The 22,253-nt window shown below is 44.9% G+C and carries 16 protein-coding genes and 1 pseudogene; 5 read left to right on the top strand and 12 right to left on the bottom strand.

The annotated features are described in order from the left end of the window. Positions 1-109: 109 nt before the first annotated feature. The gene (locus JOD03_RS04180) at positions 110-1,378 is read right to left on the bottom strand and encodes a hemolysin family protein (protein WP_204589572.1); all 1,269 of its coding nucleotides are present in this window, start codon (positions 1,376-1,378) and stop codon (positions 110-112) included. A 151-nt stretch (positions 1,379-1,529) separates the two neighbouring features. Here JOD03_RS04180 and JOD03_RS04175 point away from each other — a divergent pair, with 151 nt between their 5' ends. Further along, complete coding sequence (locus tag JOD03_RS04175; protein WP_204589571.1) at positions 1,530-2,924, top strand: dipeptidase; 1,395 nt, start codon at positions 1,530-1,532, stop codon at positions 2,922-2,924. A 272-nt stretch (positions 2,925-3,196) separates the two neighbouring features. On the opposite strand, the gene JOD03_RS04170 is transcribed toward JOD03_RS04175, so the two are convergent. After that, positions 3,197-3,754 (bottom strand): nitroreductase family protein, encoded by a 558-nt coding sequence (locus tag JOD03_RS04170; protein WP_204589570.1) that lies wholly within the window; start codon positions 3,752-3,754, stop codon positions 3,197-3,199. A 97-nt stretch (positions 3,755-3,851) separates the two neighbouring features. Here JOD03_RS04170 and JOD03_RS04165 point away from each other — a divergent pair, with 97 nt between their 5' ends. The 3 genes from JOD03_RS04165 to JOD03_RS04155 all read left to right on the top strand — a co-directional run bounded on the left by JOD03_RS04165 (position 3,852) and on the right by JOD03_RS04155 (position 6,451). Then, complete coding sequence (locus JOD03_RS04165; protein ID WP_204589569.1) at positions 3,852-4,424, top strand: glycerol-3-phosphate acyltransferase; 573 nt, start codon at positions 3,852-3,854, stop codon at positions 4,422-4,424. A gap of 82 nt (positions 4,425-4,506) precedes the next feature. Beyond that, a complete protein-coding gene (locus JOD03_RS04160) occupies positions 4,507-5,352 on the top strand; it encodes a DegV family protein (RefSeq protein ID WP_204589568.1) in 846 nt (281 codons plus the stop codon). A 70-nt stretch (positions 5,353-5,422) separates the two neighbouring features. Beyond that, positions 5,423-6,451: a DUF2804 domain-containing protein gene (locus JOD03_RS04155; protein ID WP_204589567.1), complete on the top strand. Its 1,029-nt coding sequence runs from the start codon at positions 5,423-5,425 to the stop codon at positions 6,449-6,451. A gap of 614 nt (positions 6,452-7,065) precedes the next feature. On the opposite strand, the gene JOD03_RS04150 is transcribed toward JOD03_RS04155, so the two are convergent. The 5 genes and pseudogenes from JOD03_RS04150 to JOD03_RS04130 all read right to left on the bottom strand — a co-directional run bounded on the left by JOD03_RS04150 (position 7,066) and on the right by JOD03_RS04130 (position 13,463). Next, a complete protein-coding gene (locus tag JOD03_RS04150) occupies positions 7,066-7,770 on the bottom strand; it encodes a glycerophosphodiester phosphodiesterase (RefSeq protein WP_204589566.1) in 705 nt (234 codons plus the stop codon). Between the two features lie 292 nt (positions 7,771-8,062). Beyond that, positions 8,063-8,932, bottom strand: coding sequence for a GNAT family N-acetyltransferase (locus JOD03_RS04145; RefSeq protein WP_204589565.1), 870 nt, complete (start codon positions 8,930-8,932; stop codon positions 8,063-8,065). Further along, positions 8,929-10,758, bottom strand: coding sequence for an ABC transporter ATP-binding protein (locus JOD03_RS04140; protein WP_204589564.1), 1,830 nt, complete (start codon positions 10,756-10,758; stop codon positions 8,929-8,931). Before JOD03_RS04140 ends, JOD03_RS04145 begins: the two co-directional genes overlap by 4 nt. After that, positions 10,742-12,478, bottom strand: a pseudogene (locus tag JOD03_RS04135) (ABC transporter ATP-binding protein). Before JOD03_RS04135 ends, JOD03_RS04140 begins: the two are co-directional and overlap by 17 nt. A 76-nt stretch (positions 12,479-12,554) precedes the next feature. Further along, positions 12,555-13,463, bottom strand: coding sequence for a DMT family transporter (locus JOD03_RS04130; protein WP_275580364.1), 909 nt, complete (start codon positions 13,461-13,463; stop codon positions 12,555-12,557). Positions 13,464-13,602: 139 nt separating this feature from the next. Between JOD03_RS04130 and JOD03_RS04125 the strand changes: the two genes are divergently transcribed. Beyond that, positions 13,603-15,297, top strand: a complete 1,695-nt coding sequence (locus tag JOD03_RS04125) for a sensor domain-containing protein (RefSeq protein ID WP_204589563.1) — start codon at positions 13,603-13,605, stop codon at positions 15,295-15,297. Positions 15,298-15,802: 505 nt separating this feature from the next. Here JOD03_RS04125 and JOD03_RS04120 read toward each other — a convergent pair. From JOD03_RS04120 to JOD03_RS04100, 5 genes are all read right to left on the bottom strand, one after another. Next, on the bottom strand, positions 15,803-16,294 hold the full coding sequence (locus tag JOD03_RS04120; protein ID WP_204589562.1) for a threonine/serine exporter family protein: 492 nt from the start codon (positions 16,292-16,294) through the stop codon (positions 15,803-15,805). Between the two features lie 9 nt (positions 16,295-16,303). Next, on the bottom strand, positions 16,304-17,044 hold the full coding sequence (locus tag JOD03_RS04115; RefSeq protein WP_204589561.1) for a threonine/serine exporter family protein: 741 nt from the start codon (positions 17,042-17,044) through the stop codon (positions 16,304-16,306). A gap of 233 nt (positions 17,045-17,277) precedes the next feature. Next, positions 17,278-19,227: a beta-propeller domain-containing protein gene (locus JOD03_RS04110; protein ID WP_204589560.1), complete on the bottom strand. Its 1,950-nt coding sequence runs from the start codon at positions 19,225-19,227 to the stop codon at positions 17,278-17,280. 145 nt (positions 19,228-19,372) lie between these two features. Beyond that, the gene (locus JOD03_RS04105) at positions 19,373-20,533 is read right to left on the bottom strand and encodes a saccharopine dehydrogenase family protein (protein ID WP_204589559.1); all 1,161 of its coding nucleotides are present in this window, start codon (positions 20,531-20,533) and stop codon (positions 19,373-19,375) included. Positions 20,534-20,773: 240 nt separating this feature from the next. Beyond that, on the bottom strand, positions 20,774-22,246 hold the full coding sequence (locus tag JOD03_RS04100) for an aldehyde dehydrogenase family protein (RefSeq protein ID WP_204589558.1): 1,473 nt from the start codon (positions 22,244-22,246) through the stop codon (positions 20,774-20,776). Positions 22,247-22,253: the final 7 nt, after the last annotated feature.

The following is a 22,253-nucleotide window of genomic DNA, read 5'->3' as shown; positions in this document are numbered from 1 at the left end:
ACCTGAAAATATCGTATGATGAGGGGATTTTTTTGTCCATAGCTGAAAGCTCTCAGGAACCCCCTGCATTGCAGGGGGTATTCAGATTACAAAAAAACCTGGCTCCGCGCTAAGCGCGAGCCAGGTCTTCTTCAGATTGTTCGGTTTCATCTTCTAATTTCGTCACAGTCATCTTCACAATTCGGTTGCGGTCCATTTCGTTCACTTCAAAGTGCAAGTTTTCGAAGATGACCTTCTCCCCTTCATCTGGCACATGCCCAAGCAATTCCATGATGAAGCCACCAATTGTTTCGTTTTCTGTTTCAATGTTCATTTCCATCAAATTATTAAAGTCTTCGATTTCAAAACGAGCGGCACACACTAAGCGGTCGGCCGTGTGTTCATATACCAGCGGTTGCTCATCATCGTCTGTCTCATCTTCAATCTCTTGACCAATCATCTCTTCAATAATGTCTTCGTGCGTAACAATTCCAAGTGTTCCACCAAACTCATCTAAAACAATAGCCATGTGCTTTTTCTTCGCTAGCATTTGCTTGTAGACTTTCTCAACACTTAACGATTTCACAACGAAGAGTGGTTCACGATCCACAAATTCTTCTAGTGCACGTTCTGGATTCATCGACCACTCAATGAAACGTTTCGTATAAAACATTCCAATGATCTCATCCATGCTCTCTTCATAAACTGGAAAACGTGTGTATTTATTTTCAAGTAAGATGGAACGTACTTCTTCAAACGTAGCAGTCGTTGGAATTCCGACAATCTCTGTACGGTGCGTCTCGAGGACATCCTCAACATCTTTATGAGGGAAATCAAGTACACCTTTCAAACGGTCAGACTCTTCTTCTTCGAACGTTCCTTCAGTTGAGGCGATATCTACCATAGAGCGTAACTCTTCTTTGGTAAGAGTCGCTTCTTTTACAGCACCCTTAGAAAGAACACGAATAAAGATATTTGTTAATTGTCCAAGTAAGAAAGTGATAGGTCGCATTATTTGTACAAGCGCCCCGATTACCGGAGCTACAATATACGCTACACGATCCGAAAAAGTTACTGAAATCGTTTTCGGCAATACTTCACCAAAAATAATAATTGTAACGGTCAGTGCAGCTGTAGCAAGAGCTACGTCCCAATTATAATTTAATGCAATAATCGTTAACAAGGTTGGCATTGCAATGTTCACAATGTTGTTCCCAATTAAAATTGTTGTGATCATGCGGTCCGGCTTAGACAACAGCACGAGAAGTTTTTGTGACGCACGATCCCCTTGCTCAGCCCGAAGCTGGACCTTCATCCTATTGACTGCGGTTAACGCAGTTTCACTGCCGGAAAAGAAAAATGACAGCGCTAAACAGATGCCTAAATAGACAAATTCCATTGGTTTCTTGTTCCCCCTATAGAGTAACGCTCAAAATTTAGATTAGAGCTATCATATCATATTTCGACGGATTGATGCATTGAAAGCTCCATAATTCTGAAAGTTTGCTATACTTGATACTAGATTCTACATAACAAGAAAGAGGGATTCGATGCACTCACCAAAGCTAGATCAGTATTTTTCAGATATGCGAGAAACACATCTTTCCGAACTAAAAGAATTCTTGAAAATAGCAAGTATTTCATCATTATCTGAACACAAAGAAGATATGCAAAAAGGTGCAGAATGGCTAGCGGAAAATATGAAACAAGCCGGTCTTGAAAACGTCAAAATCGATGCGACCGCTGGACACCCTGTTGTGTATGCAGATTGGCTGCACGCACCAGGAAAACCAACTGTGTTGATGTATGGGCACTATGACGTACAGCCTGTGGATCCTCTTCACTTATGGGAAACAGAACCGTTTGAGCCAACGATTCGAGACGAAAAGCTCTTTGCACGTGGCGCAAGCGACGACAAAGGGCAAGTATTTATGCATGTCAAAGCTGTAGAAGCTTTACTAAAGAATTCTGGCGAGCTTCCCGTCAATATCAAGTTTTTGATTGAAGGCGAAGAAGAAATCGGAAGCCCGAGCCTAGATGCTTACGTGGAAGAAAATAAAGAGGCTCTAGCAGCGGATATCATTGTGATTTCAGATACGGGGATGCAAGGACCTGGTCAGCCAGCAGTATGTTATGGACTTCGTGGTCTTGCAGGCATTCAAATCGACGTAAAAGGCGCAAAAGGAGACCTTCACTCGGGTCTTTACGGAGGCGGTGTACAAAACGCGCTGCATGCCATCGTCGAACTATTAGCTTCGTTCCGCGATAAAGAAGGCACGATTCAAGTGGATGGTTTCTATGAAAATGTTCGTCCACTTTTAGATGACGAGCGTGAAGCTTACAAAGCACTTGGTTTTGACGAAGAAGCTTTGAAGCAAGAGCTTGAAGTCCCGTCCTTGTTTGGGGAGCCAGGGTTCACGCATTTAGAACGCGTGTGGGCACGTCCGACATTAGAAGTCAACGGTGTGTTCGGCGGGTTCTCGGGTGAAGGAATTAAAACGGTTCTGCCAAATGAAGCAGGTGCTAAAATCACGTGCCGCCTCGTTCCAGATCAGGATCCAGATGAAATTGTCGCGAAGTTGAAAGCACACGTGGAATCACATAAGCCACAAGGTGTCGAAGTAACCGTTTCAGAATTCGATAAAGGGAAACCATTTATCACCCCTTACGATCACCCAGCAATTCAAGCAGCTGGCGCAAGTTATGAAGCTGTCTATAACGTACCGACTGCTTACGTGCGCGGAGGCGGTTCGATTCCAATCGTTGCTTCGTTCGATGAGATTCTTGGGCTTCCAGTCGTATTGATGGGCTTTGGATTATCTACGGAGAATTTCCATGCACCGAATGAGCACTTCCACCTGGAGAACTTTGACAAGGGCCTCCGAGTGATAGGGAATTACTACGAGCAGCTTGCGAACTTTACTCCTGAGCAATTAAAGAAATAATTGTGTAGCAATTCAAGAAAAGAGTTTCTCGAAAATGAGAGACTCTTTTTTGATACTTAAGATAGTTAGAAACTTTCGAAATGCACCAACACAGTGCCCGGAAGCCAGTACGTCATTTCCCGGGCTATCGGAGTTTTGCCGAGACCCCACAACGAGACGTAAGTCGATGTGAGGAGGCTCGGTGAAAGTCCCCCAGGAAATGGCGTTCTGGATTTTGGGCTCTCAAAAAAGCTGAACACGTCCATTTGTGACGCGTTCAGCTTTTCAATTTTTTATTCAAAATAAGATAAAATCTCGTCTACATCTTTACGTGGCTTTGCTTTTGGCGCTTCATCAAAATAGCCGAATTGCAACATACTGATGATACGCTCGCCCGGCTGAATCCCTAGGCTCGATCGGAATTTAGGATGGTCAATAAACGGTGGCGTCTTCCAGCAAGACCCGATTTCCATCTCCCACGCAGCAAGTTGCATGTTTTGAATCATTGCACTTGCAGCTCCAAAATCCTCTAAGCGTTCTTTTTGACGCGCATCTTCCGGTACCACGATAAATAAAACCGCACCAGGAAGCATAAACTTAGCTAAAGCCGTCTGAAGTTCTTCTTCACTCATATCGCGCCACTTTGGAACTGCGACTTCTTTTATCGCATCCACCATACGCTCCATCGATTCACCCACTGCACCAACTAACCGCCAAGGTTCACGTGTTCCATGATTCGGTGCCCAAGTTCCTGCCTCTACAATCTTTGCAAGAGCCTCTTTGGTAACTGGTTTCCCATTAAACTTCTTGATGGATCGTCTTGTTTCAATTGCCTCACGTACATTCATCATTCATCTCTCCTTATCGCTCTTATTGTACCAAATACCAAAGCGCTTCCGCTATATCACATGGTACACTTAACTCACCAACTTCAAGAGGAGATTTCCTATGATTGAAATGATTTACTGGATAGCAAGTTACTTCGTCGGTACCGTGTTGACCGCTTGGTTTGTAGGCAAATGGAAAGGCGTCGACCTCAGAGAACACAAAAGTGGCAATCTGGGTGCACGAAATGCGGGAACAGTTCTTGGAAAAGACGCGTTTATTGTGACATTTTTAGGCGATGCCGGAAAAGGTGCACTCATCGTGTGGATCGGTCATCTACTGAATCTGCCTACAACTTCGATTGCTATAGGTGCGGTCGCGGTGACACTCGGCCACCTCTTTCCTCTCTGGTTAAAAGGACGTGGTGGCAAAGGGATTGCTACGTTCATTGGAGTGGCGCTTGCTTTTCATCCAATCAGTTTCCTAGCGGTTATTGGCGTCATGCTCATCGGACTAGTCATTACCCGCAGTGCAACCCTGTCTATGAATCTCGCATTTCCAGCCTACGCAATTGCTCTAGCTTTTGAAAATGTTATATCCAGCGCACTATTTTTTCTACTCATTGTCATTATCTTATGGCGTCATAGATTTGATACAAAAGAGTCCTGGGACGACGCTTGGTGGCACTCTAAATAAATTCAACTTTTGATTTATTCACCTTCATATCATGCTATACTTATTATTCAAAGAATACTATTAAAGGAAGTGTCCACATACGATGACCAAAATTGCATGGGTTACAGATAGCAGTGTTTTTCCTTCTGAAAGAGTAAAGAATCACCCAGACGTTCATATCGTTCCTCTGGCCATTCATTTTGATAACGAAACGTATCTTGATGAAGTGACAATCACTAAATCGGAAGTCTACAGTCGTTTAGCGAGTGATAAAGAAAAAGCAAAGACGTCTCAGCCTCCTGCAGGTGAATTCGCAAAATTGTATGAAGCCTTGAATGAAAAGTATGATGCCATCATTTCTGTACACTTGGCGAACGAATTAAGCGGAACAATCGCATCTTCGAGAAGTGGCGCTGAAATTGCAGAAGTCGATATCCACCTTGTGGATTCTCACTCTCTTTCTGCAGGTATTACAGAACTTCTTGAGCACGGGCTTGATTTACAAGAGCAAGGCCATTCAGCAGAGGAGATTGCAGATGCCCTTCGCACACGCGTAAAAGATTTTGAAAACTATATCTTGATCGGAAGCTTGGATCAACTGTATCGCGGTGGTCGCTTGAGCAGTGCGCAGTTCTATCTCGGAAGCCTTCTGAAAATCAAACCAATCATCCATATCGCGCCGAATGGAAAGTTGAACGAAGGAGAAAAAGTTCGTTCGATGAAAAAGGCAAAGCAGTCGCTTCTTGATAAAGTAGGAGCAGCATATGCAAAACAACCAATTAAACGCATTTACTTGATGCACGGGAACTCTGAAGCAGAAGCGCGAGAATTCGAGGCTTCCTTAAAAGAGGTCGCCCCCACTAGCGAAATCATTGTTGGGGATATCAGTACGGTCTTAGCTGTTCACGCTGGGCAAGGTACACTGGCTACACTTTGGTACAACAATTAACACCTTTGACACAGCTAGAGTAGATGGAACTATTTTACAGTTAGCGTAGACTATACTCGAGGTGACTGCCATGGGAAATCAACATAGTGAAAGACTTTTAGAGCAGCCTGTACAACTTTGTGATGCAAAGGGCCAATTAAATCCGCTAGCGATTGGGTATGCAAAAAGCCCGCTCATCGAAAGCAACTTGAGCGGAAACTATTTGCGCAAGAAAAAGTGGAATTATTGGTGTGTATTTGGTGAGGAAATTTTATTTTCCGCCACCATCAGTCATATGGACTACGCTGCTGTTTGCTTTGTCTATATGTTTCACTACGATTCCCAGCAGCTCATTGAAAAAACAGTTACACTCCCACTTGGACGTGGTGTAAAAATGGCACCCGGCGTTCTGGATACAGTGAGCGCGGAGTCGAAAGAAATGACATTGCGTTTTGTAGGCCATCAGGAAGGTTACACATTGTTGAATGTTCATATTCCAGACTTCGACGGTGAGCCTCTGCATGCCAGCTTAAAAATAACGCACCCCGAAAATCAGGAGTCATTAAACGTCGTCATCCCTTGGGACCGAAACCATTTCCAATTCACTGCGAAGCATCATACGCTACCGGTAGAAGGTTCTGTGCACCATGGTGGATACGAGTATTCCTTTGATGCACAAGAGAATTTTGCTGTGCTCGATTACGGGCGGGGTATGTGGCCACGCGAAGCGACTTGGAACTGGGGATTCGCCTCACAGCGTATCGGTTCGCGTCGCGTCGGGTTAAATTTTGGTGGCAAATGGACAGATGGCACAGGCATGACGGAAAATGCTGTCATTGTTGATGGCAAGCTTTACAAAATCAGTGAAGATGTGTTGTTCGGATATGATCGCGAGGATTTCAAGAAGCCTTGGACGCTGAGAACGAAATTTTCTTCGGATGTAAATCTAACGTTTATTCCCTTTCATGAGCGAGTGGCTAGAACGGATGCAAAGCTTGTGTATTCAGAGGTCCATCAACTGTTTGGCTATTTTAAAGGCACAATTTATCTAGAGGGCTACGGTAAGTTAGTGATTTCGCATATGTTGGGGTGTGTGGAAGAGCATAGTGCTAGATGGTAATTGAAAAGTTGAGTTCCGTTGCGGGGCTGCTTTCCGAGGGCGCGTCGTGAGCCTCCTCGGCATAAGAGCACGCCTGTGGGGTCTCACGTTCCGCTTTTGATCCCTCCGGAGTCAAGCCCCTCCACTCCACTCAACTTTTAACTTTAAAATAGGCATACCACTAAGAGAAACATACTCTCTTATGGTATGCCTTTTCTATTTGGAATAATTACCCTCTAGAGTACCTGTTCTAGAGTACCTGTGCACCAAACAATTCAAATTATTTACTACAATTTCATATTTATGAATGAGCAATGTTGTAGTAGCGAGGTTGCTCCCTCATTTATACAAATTGTAGTGAATAGTTCGGTGCACAGGTACCTAAAAGAAGGTGAATACACCAATTTTGTATAGCAAAGCTTTGGTCGCTTGGGTTTGTGCCCTGAGTGGCTGTTTTTGTGCCCTCAAGAGACTGTTTTGTGACGCGAGCGAGCTCGTTTGTGCCCTCAAAACTATTTTTTGTGCCCTGAGTCGTTTTATGGAAACTATTTTCACTTATAATAAAGAGCGGCCATCGATTTTTACACAATAGCCGCTCTTTATAAGTGTCCCTATTCTCCAAATGGGTTTTCTACCTATAGAAACTTCTCCGGGAAGTCTGTAAAGATAGCCTCGACTCCTGCTTTTTCGAGCATATCAGCGTACACTTTATCGTTCACTGTGAATGCACGGATCGGAATTCCCGCGGCCCGTAGTTCTTGTCCCATTTGACGCAGTGCCGTTGGAAACAGGACATGCGCGTCTGGTGCCGGAATTGTTTTTAAATAGGCCGGAAAGTCGACCATGACTTCCATTGTAAGACACGCGGTATGTATCTGTGGATAAGTCTCTGACACATAGCGTAGCACTTCGTGATCAAACGAAGATAGAATGACGCGCTCCTCAAATCCTAGCTTCTGAACCAACTCCATGACTCGGTCGGCCATCCCAGGGTACGGGAAGATGTCGGATTTGAGTTCAATATTCAACACATGGTCGGTTTCCACAAAAATCGTCAACACTTCGTGCAGAAACGGAATACGTTCCCCGTTAAAATCTGCGGCTTTCCAACTCCCCGCATCCAATTGGCGCAATTCTTCACTTGTCATGTCTTTTACGAACCCTTTGCCGTTTGTTGTCCGGTCGACAAGTTCGTCATGAATCACTACAAGCTCCCCGTCCTTTGAAAGATGAACGTCTAATTCTATGCCTTCTATTGGCAGTTTACTGGCTGCTTCAAAAGCTGCTAAAGTATTTTCCGGATAAACACCCGAGCACCCACGATGCGCAAAAATTTTCATTGTCTCGCCACCTCTTCTCTAGTCAAAAAAACCCGAGAGAATTGGACTCTCGGGAGGTTTATAGTTAGTTAAGTAAAAGAATGCATCTTACTTCTACATTCAAGTTGAGCGGAATGCAGGAAATCTTTTGGTACATAGCTGAGCTACGTTGCGGGGCTGACTCCGGAGGGATCAAAAGCGGAACGTGAGACCCCACAGGCGTGCTCGTACGCCGAGGGAGGCTCACGCCGCGCCCTCGGAAAGCAGCCGCGCAATGGAGCTCAGCGTATTCAAATCAAACTCGGCTCCACATCTAGTTTTTCCAATACTTCGTATGATTCACCGTCTGAAACCCGACCCGCTCATAAATCGAAAGCGCAGTCTCATTGTCCGTTTCGACATCCAAATAGACCGTCTTCATACCTTCGTTGTGCGCATACTGTTGCGCGTAGCGTAGAAGATTACTTGCTACACCTTGGCCGCGTGCCATCGAATGAACAGCAAGTGCCGTCACCCAAATGCGGTTGCTTTCGCGCACAATTGTCATGGCGCCAATTGCATCCGTTCCTGAGTGAACGAGGAAGAACTGGCGGTTTGGTGCATGCGTCGTAAATTCAATCAAGGCGTCCACTTCTTCCGAAGAGTCTCCAAATGCATTTTCAATAATAGCTTTTAAAGCCTCACGATCTGTTTCCTCATTATATGCACGAACATCTAATCCGGAATCCAGTTCTACTGGTTTGGCAAGAGCCTTCATCGTCCGCTCGGAATACGCGTACGTGTAGCCGAGCTTTTTTAAGAATGCCGCGGAATGCGGACTGTTCGACGGGTTCATGGCTGTCTCAGAATTGAAATCGCGCTTCTCGAACTCTTCGAGTAAGCGTTCATAGATACGGACGCCTAGTTCTTTACTGCGACGCTCGGGATGCACCATGATGCTCCACTCGTAATCTCGTGTATGAATTGGGTCCATTGCAGAAGCAAAGCCCAGTAATTCATCTGTGTCTTGGCGATAGGCCAATAAGCAAAATCCATAATAATGCGGATCTTTCAAGTTTTCCACACCAAAGATTGGTGCATAGCTGATGCTGTCCTGAGAAGAGGCAGCGGCAACGAGTTCGCTGATTTCTTGCCATGTTTCCTGGTCAACAGGTGTCGACACGACTACTAAATCTTCTGTCATTCGTTTTCTTCCTTTCCAGACATGAGCATTTGGTAATAGCGCCCCTTCTGTGCAAGTAGCTGCTTTTGCGGACCTCCCTCAACGAGACGTCCATGCTCCATTACAAAAATCATATCAGCTTGACGCACAGTATTCAATCTATGGGCAATAACAAAACTTGTGCGCCCTTCCATCAACCGCTCAAGTGCATCTTGAATTTTCATTTCAGTGACCGTATCAATACTCGACGTCGCTTCATCAAGCAGGAGTATTGCTGGGTCTGCCACAAGTGCACGGGCAATTGAAATTAACTGCTTTTGCCCTTGCGAAATTTCACCGCCATCTGCATTTAAAACTGTGTGATAGCCGTCTGAGAGCTTCATGATGAAGTCGTGGGCATTTGCCTGTTTCGCCGCTTCCATGACTTCTTCGTCCGTCGCATTCAACTTCCCGTACCGGATATTCTCCATTACGGTCATCTCAAATAAGAATGGATCTTGTAAGACAAATGCCATTTGACTGCGAAGTGTTTGACGAGGAATATCTTGTATCCGAATCCCATCAATTAAAATCTCACCCGCATCGGTTTCGTAGAAACGAGCGAGTAGTTGCATCACCGTCGTCTTCCCTGCACCGGACGCCCCAACAAGAGCCGCGGTCTGACCTGGTCGTACTTCAAGGGACACATTGTTGATGACGGCTTGTTCTTCCTCTTTATTGTAGCGGAACACGACATCCTTAAACTCCACATGTCCACGAAGAGTGACAGCATTTTGTTGTTTCCCCGTGTCCTCTTCCGGTTCCTCATCAATGATTTTAAACACACGCTCAGCACCTGCGATGGCAGATAGGACCGTGTTGAATTGGTTCGAAAGGTCATTCAAGGGACGCGTGAACTGGCGTGCGTACTCCGTAAAGATGACGATTTCACCAATTGAGATTTGGTCGTAAAACGCGAGGATCCCTCCGATGGCTGCGACCATCGTAAAACTCAAGTTATTCAGTAAGTTCATTACTTTTGGAATAAAGCCGGAATATGTCAGTGCCCAGAATCCTGTATTGCGAAGCCGTGAGCTTTTCGCTGAAAATTCGTGCATCATTCGCTCTTCTTGTGAGAATGCTTTGACGATACGCTGGCCGGAAATAGTTTCTTCAATCATCCCGTTCAGCTCACCGACTGCTTTTTGTTGTTCTTTAAACAGCTTTGATGTACGTTTTGTGATCCATCTAATTGCAACGAACATGACGGGTACAATCGTCAATGTGATCACCGTCATTAAAGGACTAAGTAACAGCATGACTACCGTCGTTCCCACAAGCGTTAAAATACTAGAGAACACTTGGATAAACGATGTATTGAGTGTCTGACTGACGTTTTCAATGTCGTTTGTCACGCGTGACATCAATTCCCCGTGCTGTCTACGGTCAAAAAACGAGACCGGAAGACGTTGCAAATGGCCAATCAATGTTGTGCGCAAGCGGTAGATTGTCTGCTGGGCAATGCCGATCATCCAAAAGTTTTGGAGGTAAAGCGACACGGACCACCCGACATAAATCACGGCAAGCCAGATGATGATCACAGAGAGTCCAGAGAGGTCTCGATTTGTAATATAGTCATCAATAATCCGCCCGACGAGATACGGCCCGGCAAGCGCGAGCACCGATGATACCAATACGAGCGCAAGTACTACAATCAATAAGAAACGTTGTTCATCGACAAATTGCCAAACACGGTACAAGACAGACTTCCAATCCGACGCTTTGTCGACTTTTTTCTCAGACGTCCCGTTAATATCTTCTTTAGTTAAAATTGGTTCATAGCCAAACGGTTTACGAAAGAAGCTCATGTTCGTCGCCTCCTTCCTGTTGAGACTCGGCAATCGCTCTGTACAGTTCAGATGTTTCCATCAACTCTTCATGCGTACCGAAACCAGCCACTTTTCCTTCGTTTAATAATGGGATGGCGTCCGCGCATTGTGCTGTACGGATTTTCTGTGTGATGACAAGCATGGTTGCCGACTCTTCATCCAGTGCTTCCCACAATGCATTTTCTGTGTTGACGTCGAGCGCACTTGTACTATCGTCAAGGAGCAAGATTTCCGGGCGGCGTACGATGGCACGTGCTATCTATAAGCGCTGCTTCTGTCCACCAGAGAGATTGACACCTTTTTGGCCGACGCGTGTCTGGTACTGATTCGGGAACTCTTCGATTGATGAGTGGATTTGAGCTTTGCGCGCAGCATTTACAAGCCACTCTTGCTCTGCTTCTGTGTCACCCCAACCGAGATTTTCTTCAATACTCCCTGTAAATAAAATGGATTGCTGTGGTACATACCCAATCGTCTCGCGTAACTCGCGAAGAGGCCACTGTTCTGCAGCGATACCATCAATCCGAATCGTTCCACGGGTCACTTCAAAGAAGCGTGGAATCAGGTTAAACAGGGTCGATTTCCCTGCACCTGTCGCGCCCATTACAGCAAGTTTCTGACCAGATTGGAGTTTGAAGGAAATGTTTTCAAGTACCCATTCTTTTGTATTCGGATAACGGAACGAGACATTATCGAACTCGATTTCTCCGAACGCACGTCGTGGGGACTTTCCACTTTCAAGACCTTGCTCCAGCTCCTCGTCTACTAGCAACACTTCTTCCATACGCTCACTTGACGCTTTCGCACGAGAGAAGAAGATGATGATGAATGCAAACATCGAGAAGGCCCCTGTCATACGCATCACGTAGTTGACGATGGCGACGAGGTCACCTAGTGGCGCTTCTCCTGTATTGACTAGGTCAGCCCCAAACCATAACACGGCAAGTAAACTAATATTCATGACAAGAAGTAAGACCGGGAGAATAAACTCCATGATGCGGAAGGCTGTAACGTTCACTGTGCGAAGTTCGTCTGCGACGCCGTTAAACCGCTCTGCCTCATATTTGCCTCGTAAATAAGCTTTTATTAAACGGACAGCCTGCAAGTTTTCCTGGATTTGGCGGTTCAGACGGTCAAGCGCCTTTTGTACACGCGTAAACATATGCATCCCTTTGCGGCTCATCCAGTACATGAACACGAGGAGGAACGGGAACCCAATTACCAAGTAAATCGCAAGCGATGGATTGACGATGAACGCCATGATAATACTACCGATGACTAGCAATGGTGCACGGAGCATGATACGCAGTCCCATGAAAATTACGTTTTGTGTCATCGTCACATCTGTAGTCAGACGCGTGATCAGACTAGCATTTGGAAAACGTAAAAATGCCGTCATCGTAAAGTCTTGCACTTTACGGAACAGTGCCATGCGGATATCGTATCCATAACTCTGTACGATATGAGAAGCGATTACAGTGTTTGTAATCGCTCCAAAGAACGCAATAAACGAAATTGCGACCATCCAAATCCCTAAATTAATAATGACTTGGGGGTCGTTCGCTAAAATTCCGTCATCGATTATTTTTGCAATCAATAACGGTTGGACGAGCTCGACAGCAAGCTCTAGAAACATTAAAAATAAGGCGAGGACGATGAGTCCCCGATACGGTGTTAAATACGAAAAGACTGTTCTCATGTTGCACCTCAAAATTCTTCGGAATACGAATTAATCACTTCTTTTATTATGACACACCGAAGTCGAAAAACAAGTCTCAATGTTCTGATTGTTTTTCCCCAGCAAGCGTTAGCCACGTTATAAACAACAGCATAATGATCATCCCTACGTATTGAAGTGAACCAAATACTTGGCTGAACCAGAAAAACGAAATCACCATAGCCGTCAATGGTTCCATACTTGATAAAATACTTGTTTCAACCGCTGTAATAAACTTCATACTAGATAGGAAGAGTATAAAGGCGAGCGTTCCAACAATGATGATGGCAAGCGTCATCCCTGCGACTGTAGGATTCACAAGCTGGCTCCACTGACCAGTTGTCCATACCCTACTTCCCACTCCAAGAACGACTCCACCAATCACCATCCCCCAACCAACCACGAGGAGAACGCCCCACTCTTGCATCAATCGGGCTGGGTACACTGTATAAAACGCAAAGGCGATACCGACAGCAATACCCCAAAACAACGCTTCACCAGAAATCGCCAGCTGTGCAAAGTTTCCATTGGTCAGCAACAATACTAGCCCGCCGAGTGTCCCGATCATGCCTATCACTTGATACATCGGGGGAAACTGTTTTAATTTCCATGAAATGAACAGAATGATATAGACCGGACCGATAAACTGTAAGAGTGTGGCAACAGTTGCATTACTCGCATCGATCGCTGCGACAAACGTGTACTGCACAGCAAGCATCCCGAATATCCCGAATAGCAAGAGTCTCCAACGCCATGCAGTATCTTTCCAAATTTTAAAGACAGGTTGCTTCTTCATTCGCAAAAATAACAGGACAAGAGTACCTGCTACAATTAAACGAACTGTCAGGAAGAATGGTACAGAGAGAGGGAAATGTTCAAGTAGCCATTCCATCATCGGCCCACTCGCCCCCCAGAGCATAGCCCCGGTCAAAATTAATAAGATGCCTTTCCAACGTTGTGATTTCAAATTTATATCCCCCTGTCCATTTTCGTAGTATGTATTTCGGCTAGCGTAGAACTTTTGATACAGACAACCATTATTTGTAATGACTGTTTGGTAAAAATGAATTATACTGATAAAAACGAATTGTAAAGGAGTTCTGATAATGGCTCAAACTAACTATACACTCGATAATTTGCAGCATTCATTCGAAATGAAATCCATTTCAAGTGAGTGGGAACAGGTAAAAGCTGGTTTAAAAGAAGGCTTTATGTTCTATGTCCTTGATGCTACAGGAATTATCCTCTCCACCAATTCAAAATTTCTGGAACGAAGTGAATGGACCCCTAAACGTGTCATTGGGAAATCAATTTGGCAACTCTTACCCGACGAAGAGTCTTCTCGACATAAAGGACATCAAATCTTGCAACAGCTTGAACGTGGGTCCATTTGGCAAGGCCCGATAGAAAAAGCGACAAAATCAGGGCAGTCCTATTGGGTTCAGGCACTTGCTATTCCCATATTCGATGAAGAAGACATTCTGCAGCACAGCTATATCATTGAAGAAGAAATCACGGATAAAAAGACGATGCAAACAAAACTCGAGGAAGCTGCTTACACGGATCTTGAGACTGGTTTACTGAGTCGTTACAAAATGGAAGAGATCATGAAGGAACAGCTTTCCAAAAAGGTGGAGTTCACCTACGTCCTACTTTCAATCGATAAATTCTATACATTGAAAGAATTAATGAATGAACAGCACGAGGAAGCTCTTTTACATGAATTCACAAACCTTTTGAAAAAGTATTTTCCAGACTCAGAAATCGGACGAATGGGTCGAAATGAGTTTGCCTTGATCACACCTCTAAGTGACTGGTATATCCAAGGCTTTAGTGACTTTCTAAAATCGTATCCAGTTTATCTAGATTCAAAATCTGTTGCCATCACTGTAAGTGGTAGCATGACCCGGTATCCCGATGACCAAAAGACGCTTCACCACATTGTCGAAGCGGCGCATAACTCGCTGCAACGCGTGAAACAGCAAGGCGGGAACTTGATTACAACGCTCCCAAAAGATGCGCACTCGAAATTATCCCGACGAGTAGAAATCGAAAAAGAGCTTATGGTCGCACTTGATCAACAGCATCTCGAGGTCGTCTATTTACCAATCATCGATACCGTCACAAAAAAAGTCTCAAGTTTTGAAGCACTCGTTCGGTGGGAAAGTGAGACACTTGGTGCAGTTTCTCCAGAAGAATTGATACCTATTGCTGAACAAACAGGGTTAATCAACGACATAGGTACTTTTGTACTGGAAAAGAGTTGTCAACAAGCAGCAGAATGGCAGCAACAAGGCTACGACATCAAGGTCAACGTCAATCTGTCTGTGCGAGAATTCCATGATAAAAATATGGCACGCACCATTATGCAGATTTTGCAGCAAACCGGATGTCCTGCCAACCGTTTGCAAATTGAAATTACAGAGAAGTTCGCTTTAGAAGCGGAAGCAGAAAAAACAATCATTGAACAGATGCACGCATTGAACCGTGAAGGCGTTCGATTTGTTCTTGATGATTTTGGTTCTGGCTATGCTTCTCTTCGCTACCTGCAGCTTCTTCCAATCGAGAGCTTGAAGATTGATCGGGTTTTCATTCAGTCGATGACAAAAAATGATAAAGTACTTCGCTTAATTAAAGGGATGGTATCTCTAGCGCATTCCCTTCAAATTCGGGTATTGGCGGAAGGTATTGAATCTGAGCAACAGATGAAGCAGCTTCAGGCAATGGGTTGCGATGGTTTGCAAGGCTTCCATATTTCGAAGCCGCTCAAAGTCAGCGAGCTTAGTGAGTATTTTGAGTGACTTTTAGATGTGGAGAACGCCGCTCAAGAAACTCCGAGGAAATCAGACGTGCCCGTGAAGGCGCTCTTCAGCCTTTGCGGGTGCGGCTGATTCCGGAGCGTGTTTCTGGCGTTCGCAACTCGATTTCGTTTTAGATGTGGAGCCGACTGTTCAGAAATTGTGCGAGATGACAGCGTGGATCGTGAAGCGCTCTTTGCTTCATGGGCCGCGATGGCTTCTTGCGGGATTTCTAGGAGGCGCAACTCGATTACTCTAGATGAGGAGAACGCCGCTCTAGAAAAGTTGAGTTCCATTCCGGGGCTGCTTTTCGAGGGCGCGGCGTGAGCCTCCTCGTCGCAGGCTCCTGCGGGGTCTCACGTTCCGACTTTGCTCCCACTGGAGTCAGCCCCTGCACTACACTCAACTTTTAAGCATTTAAACTAGTGACATAAGAAAACTTTAGAGCATTCATTTTTGAAACTATGTATACAGAAAACCAAGCGCCTACGAGACGCTTGGTTTTTCTTTATAACTGACGGGTGTCTTCGATATTCACGAGGGCATCCGTCTTTTTCTTTTTTGTAAGCCGACCATACACTTTAGAGTAGATTTGCATAATAATTTCCGCAAATACTAACCCCATCGCAATGGCACCTGATATTAAGAGCGCCCGTGTACCGAGCTCAATTGCCGTCAAATAATCCTGTTCTACAACGTGGCGCATAGCATTGTAGGCAGAGCTCCCTGGAACAAGGACGATGATTCCTGTAACACTAAATAAAATCATAGGCATCTTCCGACGTCTCGCAAAAATATGCGACAAGAGTGCAATCGTGAACGCACCTAAAAATGTTGCGACCACTTGGTCATCTGTCTGGCTGCGTGATATGGAGAAAACGAGCCAACCGACCGTTCCGACGACGCCGCAGTGAATCAGCATTCGACGTGGCGCATTAAACAATACTCCGAACGCCACAGCTGCTAGAAAGCTTAAAACGGCTTCTACTAAATAGTCCATAGCTCCTCCTTAAAATGACAGCACTAGCGCAACCCCAGCCCCAATTGCAAAGGCAGTCAGGAAGGCTTCTGCTCCTTTTGATAATCCAGACACGAAATGCCCAGCCATTAGGTCACGTACTGCGTTGGTGATCAATAAACCTGGCACTAATGGAATGACCGAGCCGATGATCAAGCCATCGAGATTCGAACCAAATCCAAGATAGACTGCAGAATATGCGGCAATCCCTATAATCAGCGCGGCAAAGAACTCTGCAAAGAACTTCACGCGTGTCTTTACTTCTAATAAAGTCGCTATCACATATCCTAGCGCCCCAATTACCATAGCCGCTGGCAAGTTCAAGATATCAAACCCCAGCAACAATAAAAATGCGCCAGACGTAATACCAGCTGCAATGATTTGTAACCAGAATGGGAACGTTTTATGTTCTGTTTCGATTTTCCGTAGCTCATCATACGCTTCTTCAATCGTCAGCTCCTGATTCACCAGTCGACGAGAAATCGAATTGACCATCGCTACTTTTTCAAGGTCTGTCACGCGCGTATTGACACGCATGAGTCGAGTTGGTGCATTGTTGTTTCCACTAAACATGATTCCCGTCGGCATGACAAAGCTTTGGGAGCCGATTAGGTGTTGCGACCTGGCCATGCGTTCCATCGTATCTTCTGCTCGGTAGGTCTCAGCGCCTCCTTCAATCATCAGTCGGCCAGCGAGTAAGCAGCACTCAACGGTTATTTCGTAATTTGACATGTCATGCCCCCTTTCGGTTCTGTCCTTAGTCTAACGAATAATCGGGCGGGAATACAATGACTAAATAATTTTCGCACTCTTAAAGAATTTATTTTTTTTAATCTAGAGCTAATAAACGAAGAAGCAACCCTGGTAGTCCAAGGTTGCTCCCTCATTTTTATAGAATTGTAGTGAAAACTCTACAACATCTAAAGTGGAGGTTCGACTCTGAACAGTCGGCTCCACATCTAAATCTAAAACTCCAGTGTCCCCTTCTTCGCAAAGGAATTAAAATCATAACTCTCGACTCGACGATTCGCCAGCGTATACAGCGTATCCTCCACATAAGCTAGACGATGAATCATCTGATTCCACTCCTCATACTCTTGCCCTGGCACTAAGTCGTTCATTAGCGCGGCTTTCAACTGAATACCTTGCTCTGGTGTTACAGAATAAATATGGGCGCCGTCTCCTTTAAACTTCACATTCCCACCAGCTGCCCCCTCATAAATCGTGACTGGGAAGCCGTAGTAGCCGCGCTCTTTATGAATCATCAGTGCTTTATGGTCATACTGGACAGGTGAGTAAGTACCTGGACCGCCAATGATTTCAACATCTTGCTCTATCGGATTCGAAAGGTCCGTCACATCAAATAACGAGAGCTTCATACCTGCTGTCACAAGACTCGGCTCTTTGGCCCCAGGGAATGTAACCATCTCAGTTTCGTATCCAATCCCTAGAAGATGGTTTTCACCCACCGGATGCAGATAGTTACTGAATCCAGGAATTTTTAATTCCCCTAGAACACGCGGATCTTTTGGGTCAGACAAGTCGAACACGAATAAAGGGTCTGTTTCTTTAAATGTAACCATATATGCTTTATCACCCATGAAACGTGCGGAGTAAATGCGTTCAGTCTTTGCAAGACCTGTCAATTCGCCAACACGATTCATCTGATCATCCAAGATGAACAAATGATTCTCTGAAGGTTGCTCTTCGGTCCAAGCGTCACCTTCTGTTGTCACAACGCGGAAATGATTGTCGTATTCGTCCATCGAGAATTGATTCAATAAATGACCTTCTACCCGATGCGTCCCTATATAAGAAACATCGGTACCTTCAAAATCAAACTTGAAAATGTCAGTGTCACGGACACCTGGATTCCAAATACGGAGATCCATTAAACTGTCCCCATCCTCTGAATCGTTAGCCTCTGCATTGTAGACAGTAGTCGTTAAATAAAGAGATTCTTGAGACATGTAGAATTGCTCACTGCTTCCAAGATAGCCTTCTGTTGTCAATTGCGCTTCAGAAAGGTCATCTAATGAAATTGCAGAGATCAATGTATATCCACCTTCTAACGTTTCAGGAAGGATTGTAATTTCTTCATATGGAAGAACGGTTGGTTCGTCACTTTTTTCAGAATCGAACTGAAACGGACGCAACTCGATATCTTCATTTTCCTCTAGTGCCCAGACGCGGTTGTAAAGACTTGAAGTGAAGTAAATTGTATTGTTCGTCAAACGTGCGTGTCCCATATACCCTTCTGCCCCTACTTCACGAACTAGTTTTGGATTGGTCGGGTCTTCTAAGGAATAGATGCTAGCTAATGTCATCCCATCATATGGCATCCAAACCTTCCCTTCGGCGGCTGGTTGAATTGGAACTCCTTCGTACATATGGTTTTGATTCATCACAATTAAATAGTCGTCTGTTAAAAATAAATTTGAGGGATAGCGATTCCCACCAAATCCGATGCTCCCTGCATTGACTAAAGCATCCGGGTTGCGAATATCAACGATCATTACATTTTGCTCAGAAATCATATAAATAAAGTCTTCGTTCAATTTGACGCTGTCTGCTTCATCAACGCCCTCTACTTGATTATTCGTGGAAGAAACATCCGCACTTTTACTATCAGATGAAGCATCTGTGGACTCTTCTACACCAGAAGACATGGCTTCTTCCGCTTCAGTGCCACTGGCTCCCTCCATTGCTTGAGACTGCATCGAATCATGAAGTTTACGGACACGTTCAAAATACTCACGCAATTGATTTTCTGCTGTGACCGTCGTCATTTCATCATATCCACGAACTGTTTCCCCCGTCACTAGATCGCCTTCCCTCGTAAATATAAAATATGCACTTAAAATCAAGACACCTACAAAAACGGTTGCCAACAGCGGCATTGTCCATTTCTTCATTGTCGTCCCCTCTTTTCATCTCATTTTTCTACTCCATTAGACTTATAAAATGGAAGAAGGTTACACCCACGGAAAAGTTATTTTTCGACGTATTTCCTGGGAAATAAACAAGACCTGCAATCCGTGTCGATTGCAGGTCTCTGGTTTATAGTTGTTCAGATTTTACAAATTCTTTGATTTCGACGCCACGTGCCGCCATTTCTCGCATATACAAATCGCCTGGTACGATTGTCTCAGGTGGGAATACACCTGTTGATGTAATGGTTCCATTGCCAATCATTTGGGCTACGACAGAAATCGTGTTTGCTGTCGCTCGTGCCATTGCTGTTGTACCAGAAAGCTCATCTTTTGTCGTTACGAGTTCGTACATGTAACTCTTCTCTGTTTCTCCTTCGAACCCTTCTACAATGACGCGAAGTAAAACCGCATCTTTCTTGTCTCCAAGTCGAAGTTTTGGAGTTAACACTTCACGTAACACGTCCCGTGCAGATACAACATGTCCACCTGCGTTAACCATCGTCTCTTTATTTGTTAGACCAAGATCGACGAGCAGTTTAAATTTCTCAGCATGCCCCTTGTAGCGAATTGTCTTGTACTCTAATGTGTCGATTCCTGAGAACGTATGTCCCAATGTGGACGTACCGCCTGCAGTGTGGAATGCTTCAAGCTCATCAAATCCATCAAACTGAATAGGTTCGATTTCGGATAGCGAGTCCACTTCTTGCATTTCTCCGTTTCGAATGACATGCGACTTATCTGTATAGTGATCAAAAACGCCATCTAAGGAGAAGACCAAATTGTATTTGAAAATCCCTTCTGGTTCGACTGGAATTCCACCGACATATAACTTGATACTCGATACTTTATCAAGTTTTTTGGCGCCGTGCCCTGCCAAGATATTGATCATTCCTGGAGCCACCCCTAGATCCGGAATCATCGTAACACCAGCAGCCTTAGCTTTTTCATCAAGATTTAAAATGTAGTCTGTAGCGCCCCCAATGTGCCCACCTAGGTCCACCGCGTGAACACCAAGCTCAATTGCAAGTTCTGCGACGCGTTGGTTGAACGAGTAGTAAAGTGCGTTGACTATGACATCACAGTCGCGTATTAAAGACTTCATCGACTCATCGTCAGTTGCGTCCAAATGGCGCACTTCAAGTTTAGGGTTTTGTAATTTTTGAGCAAACATCTCTGTTTGGCCAACATCCAGATCTCCAATGATGACTTTTTCAACGTTTTGACCTTTAACTAAATCGGTTGCTGCTTCTTTCCCCATCAAACCAGCACCTAATACACCTACGATCATTTGTGAATCCCCCTTTGTTTACGTTTCTCTTACCCCTTTGTAACTACTTTGTAGAATGGAGTTCTCCACATCTAATACTAATGTTGAGTGAAATGGAGGGGTTGACTCCAGTGGGATTCCAGTCTGTCGTGAGATCCCGCAGGAGCCTGCGACGAGGAAGCTCACGCAGCGCCCTCGGAAAGCAACCCCGTAGTGTAACTCAACTTTCTAGTGCGGCGTTCTGAACAGTCGGCTCCACATCTAGTTAGTATCAATCTGAGCCCGTTGCAGCTTCCCACTAAAATCTACGTACACGCTCTTCCACTCTGTATAGACGTCAAGTGCCGCTACACCAGAATCTCGGTGTCCGTTTCCTGTTCCCTTTGTCCCGCCGAACGGTAAGTGAATCTCAGCACCCGTCGTTCCAGCGTTGACGTAAACAATCCCCGTATCCAGATCACGCTGTGCGGTGAAGATCGTATTGACGTCTTGTGAGAAAATTGAACTTGAAAGTCCGTATTTCACACTATTATTCACTTCAATCGCTTCATCTAACGAAGAAACCTCAATGATGGATACAACAGGACCAAAGATTTCTTCCTGCGCAATACGAGAATCCCACGGTACATCTGTGAACAGTGTGGGAGCGTAGTAGTTTCCTTTCGCCAAGTCTCCATCCTTTAAGATTTCACCACCCGCTAACAGCGTCGCACCATCTTGTTTTCCGATCTCCACATAGCCATGGATCTTTTCAAGTGCTGCTGTATTGATGACCGGTCCGATTTTCACGGATTCGTCCGTCCCGTCCCCAATTGTGAGATGTTTCATCTTCTCAAGTAAACGCGTCTCGAGTTCTTTCTTGACATCTTTATGCGCAATGACACGACTACATGCCGTACAACGTTGACCTGCAGTACCAAATGCACTCCATAAAATACCGTCTACTGCTAAGTCAAGATTCGCATCATCCATTACGATGACTGCATTCTTTCCGCCCATCTCAAGAGACACTTTCTTTAAGTGACGTCCACCAAGTTCAGCTACTTTGCTACCTGTCTCCGTCGAACCTGTGAAGGAAATCACTTTAACGTCTGGATGTTCAATCATTGCCGTACCTACTTCAGACCCTGAACCAAATACGATATTGGCAACACCTTCTGGAAGACCTACTTCTTCAAAGATTTTCGCCATTTCATAGGCCATCATTGGTGTCTCTGTAGCCGGCTTCCAAAGGAATGTATTTCCTGCAACTATAGCCGGGAACGATTTCCAAGTTGCGATGGCTACCGGAAAGTTCCATGGTGTGATGAGTCCAACAACACCAATTGGTGCACGCACACTCATCGCAAATTTATCAGCGAGTTCTGAAGGTGTTGTTTCTCCAAACAAACGTCTTCCTTCACCCGCCATATAGTAAGCCATATCGATTCCTTCTTGGACTTCTCCACGACCTTCTTCAATTACTTTTCCCATTTCTTTTGTGAGCACTTGAGACAAATGTTCTTTTCGCTCTTCCATCAAGCGACCAATTGCATATAAATACTGTGCACGCTTTGGAGCGGGAACTTTTGCCCATTTCTTCTGAGCAGTTTTTGCCCCTTCGACTGCCTTTGCCACGAGGTCCGCATCTGCCATTGGAACATGTGCTAGAACTTCTCCTGTAGCTGGATTTAGTACTTCTTTTGTGTGCCCAGATTCGAGCCATTCTCCGTTGATAAAATGTGTTAACTTCATTCGATCC

The organism is Chryseomicrobium aureum, from assembly GCF_016909155.1.
Taxonomy (GTDB): domain Bacteria; phylum Bacillota; class Bacilli; order Bacillales_A; family Planococcaceae; genus Chryseomicrobium; species Chryseomicrobium aureum.
The sequence above is the reverse complement of the archived record's forward strand: the minus strand, read 5'-3'. Positions and strand labels throughout refer to the sequence as shown.

What these genes read in the sequence shown, in the direction of transcription:
- JOD03_RS04125 (WP_204589563.1), top strand. Translation starts at nt 13,603, where the DNA reads ATGGCTCAAACTAACTATACACTCGATAATTTGCAGCATTCATTCGAA.
- JOD03_RS04175 (WP_204589571.1), top strand. Translation starts at nt 1,530, where the DNA reads ATGCACTCACCAAAGCTAGATCAGTATTTTTCAGATATGCGAGAAACA.
- JOD03_RS04160 (WP_204589568.1), top strand. Translation starts at nt 4,507, where the DNA reads ATGACCAAAATTGCATGGGTTACAGATAGCAGTGTTTTTCCTTCTGAA.
- JOD03_RS04110 (WP_204589560.1), bottom strand. Translation starts at nt 19,227, where the DNA reads ATGAAGAAATGGACAATGCCGCTGTTGGCAACCGTTTTTGTAGGTGTC.
- JOD03_RS04170 (WP_204589570.1), bottom strand. Translation starts at nt 3,754, where the DNA reads ATGATGAATGTACGTGAGGCAATTGAAACAAGACGATCCATCAAGAAG.
- JOD03_RS04120 (WP_204589562.1), bottom strand. Translation starts at nt 16,294, where the DNA reads ATGGACTATTTAGTAGAAGCCGTTTTAAGCTTTCTAGCAGCTGTGGCG.
- JOD03_RS04105 (WP_204589559.1), bottom strand. Translation starts at nt 20,533, where the DNA reads ATGATCGTAGGTGTATTAGGTGCTGGTTTGATGGGGAAAGAAGCAGCA.
- JOD03_RS04100 (WP_204589558.1), bottom strand. Translation starts at nt 22,246, where the DNA reads ATGAAGTTAACACATTTTATCAACGGAGAATGGCTCGAATCTGGGCAC.
- JOD03_RS04155 (WP_204589567.1), top strand. Translation starts at nt 5,423, where the DNA reads ATGGGAAATCAACATAGTGAAAGACTTTTAGAGCAGCCTGTACAACTT.
- JOD03_RS04140 (WP_204589564.1), bottom strand. Translation starts at nt 10,758, where the DNA reads ATGAGCTTCTTTCGTAAACCGTTTGGCTATGAACCAATTTTAACTAAA.
- JOD03_RS04150 (WP_204589566.1), bottom strand. Translation starts at nt 7,770, where the DNA reads ATGAAAATTTTTGCGCATCGTGGGTGCTCGGGTGTTTATCCGGAAAAT.
- JOD03_RS04115 (WP_204589561.1), bottom strand. Translation starts at nt 17,044, where the DNA reads ATGTCAAATTACGAAATAACCGTTGAGTGCTGCTTACTCGCTGGCCGA.
- JOD03_RS04165 (WP_204589569.1), top strand. Translation starts at nt 3,852, where the DNA reads ATGATTGAAATGATTTACTGGATAGCAAGTTACTTCGTCGGTACCGTG.
- JOD03_RS04180 (WP_204589572.1), bottom strand. Translation starts at nt 1,378, where the DNA reads ATGGAATTTGTCTATTTAGGCATCTGTTTAGCGCTGTCATTTTTCTTT.
- JOD03_RS04145 (WP_204589565.1), bottom strand. Translation starts at nt 8,932, where the DNA reads ATGACAGAAGATTTAGTAGTCGTGTCGACACCTGTTGACCAGGAAACA.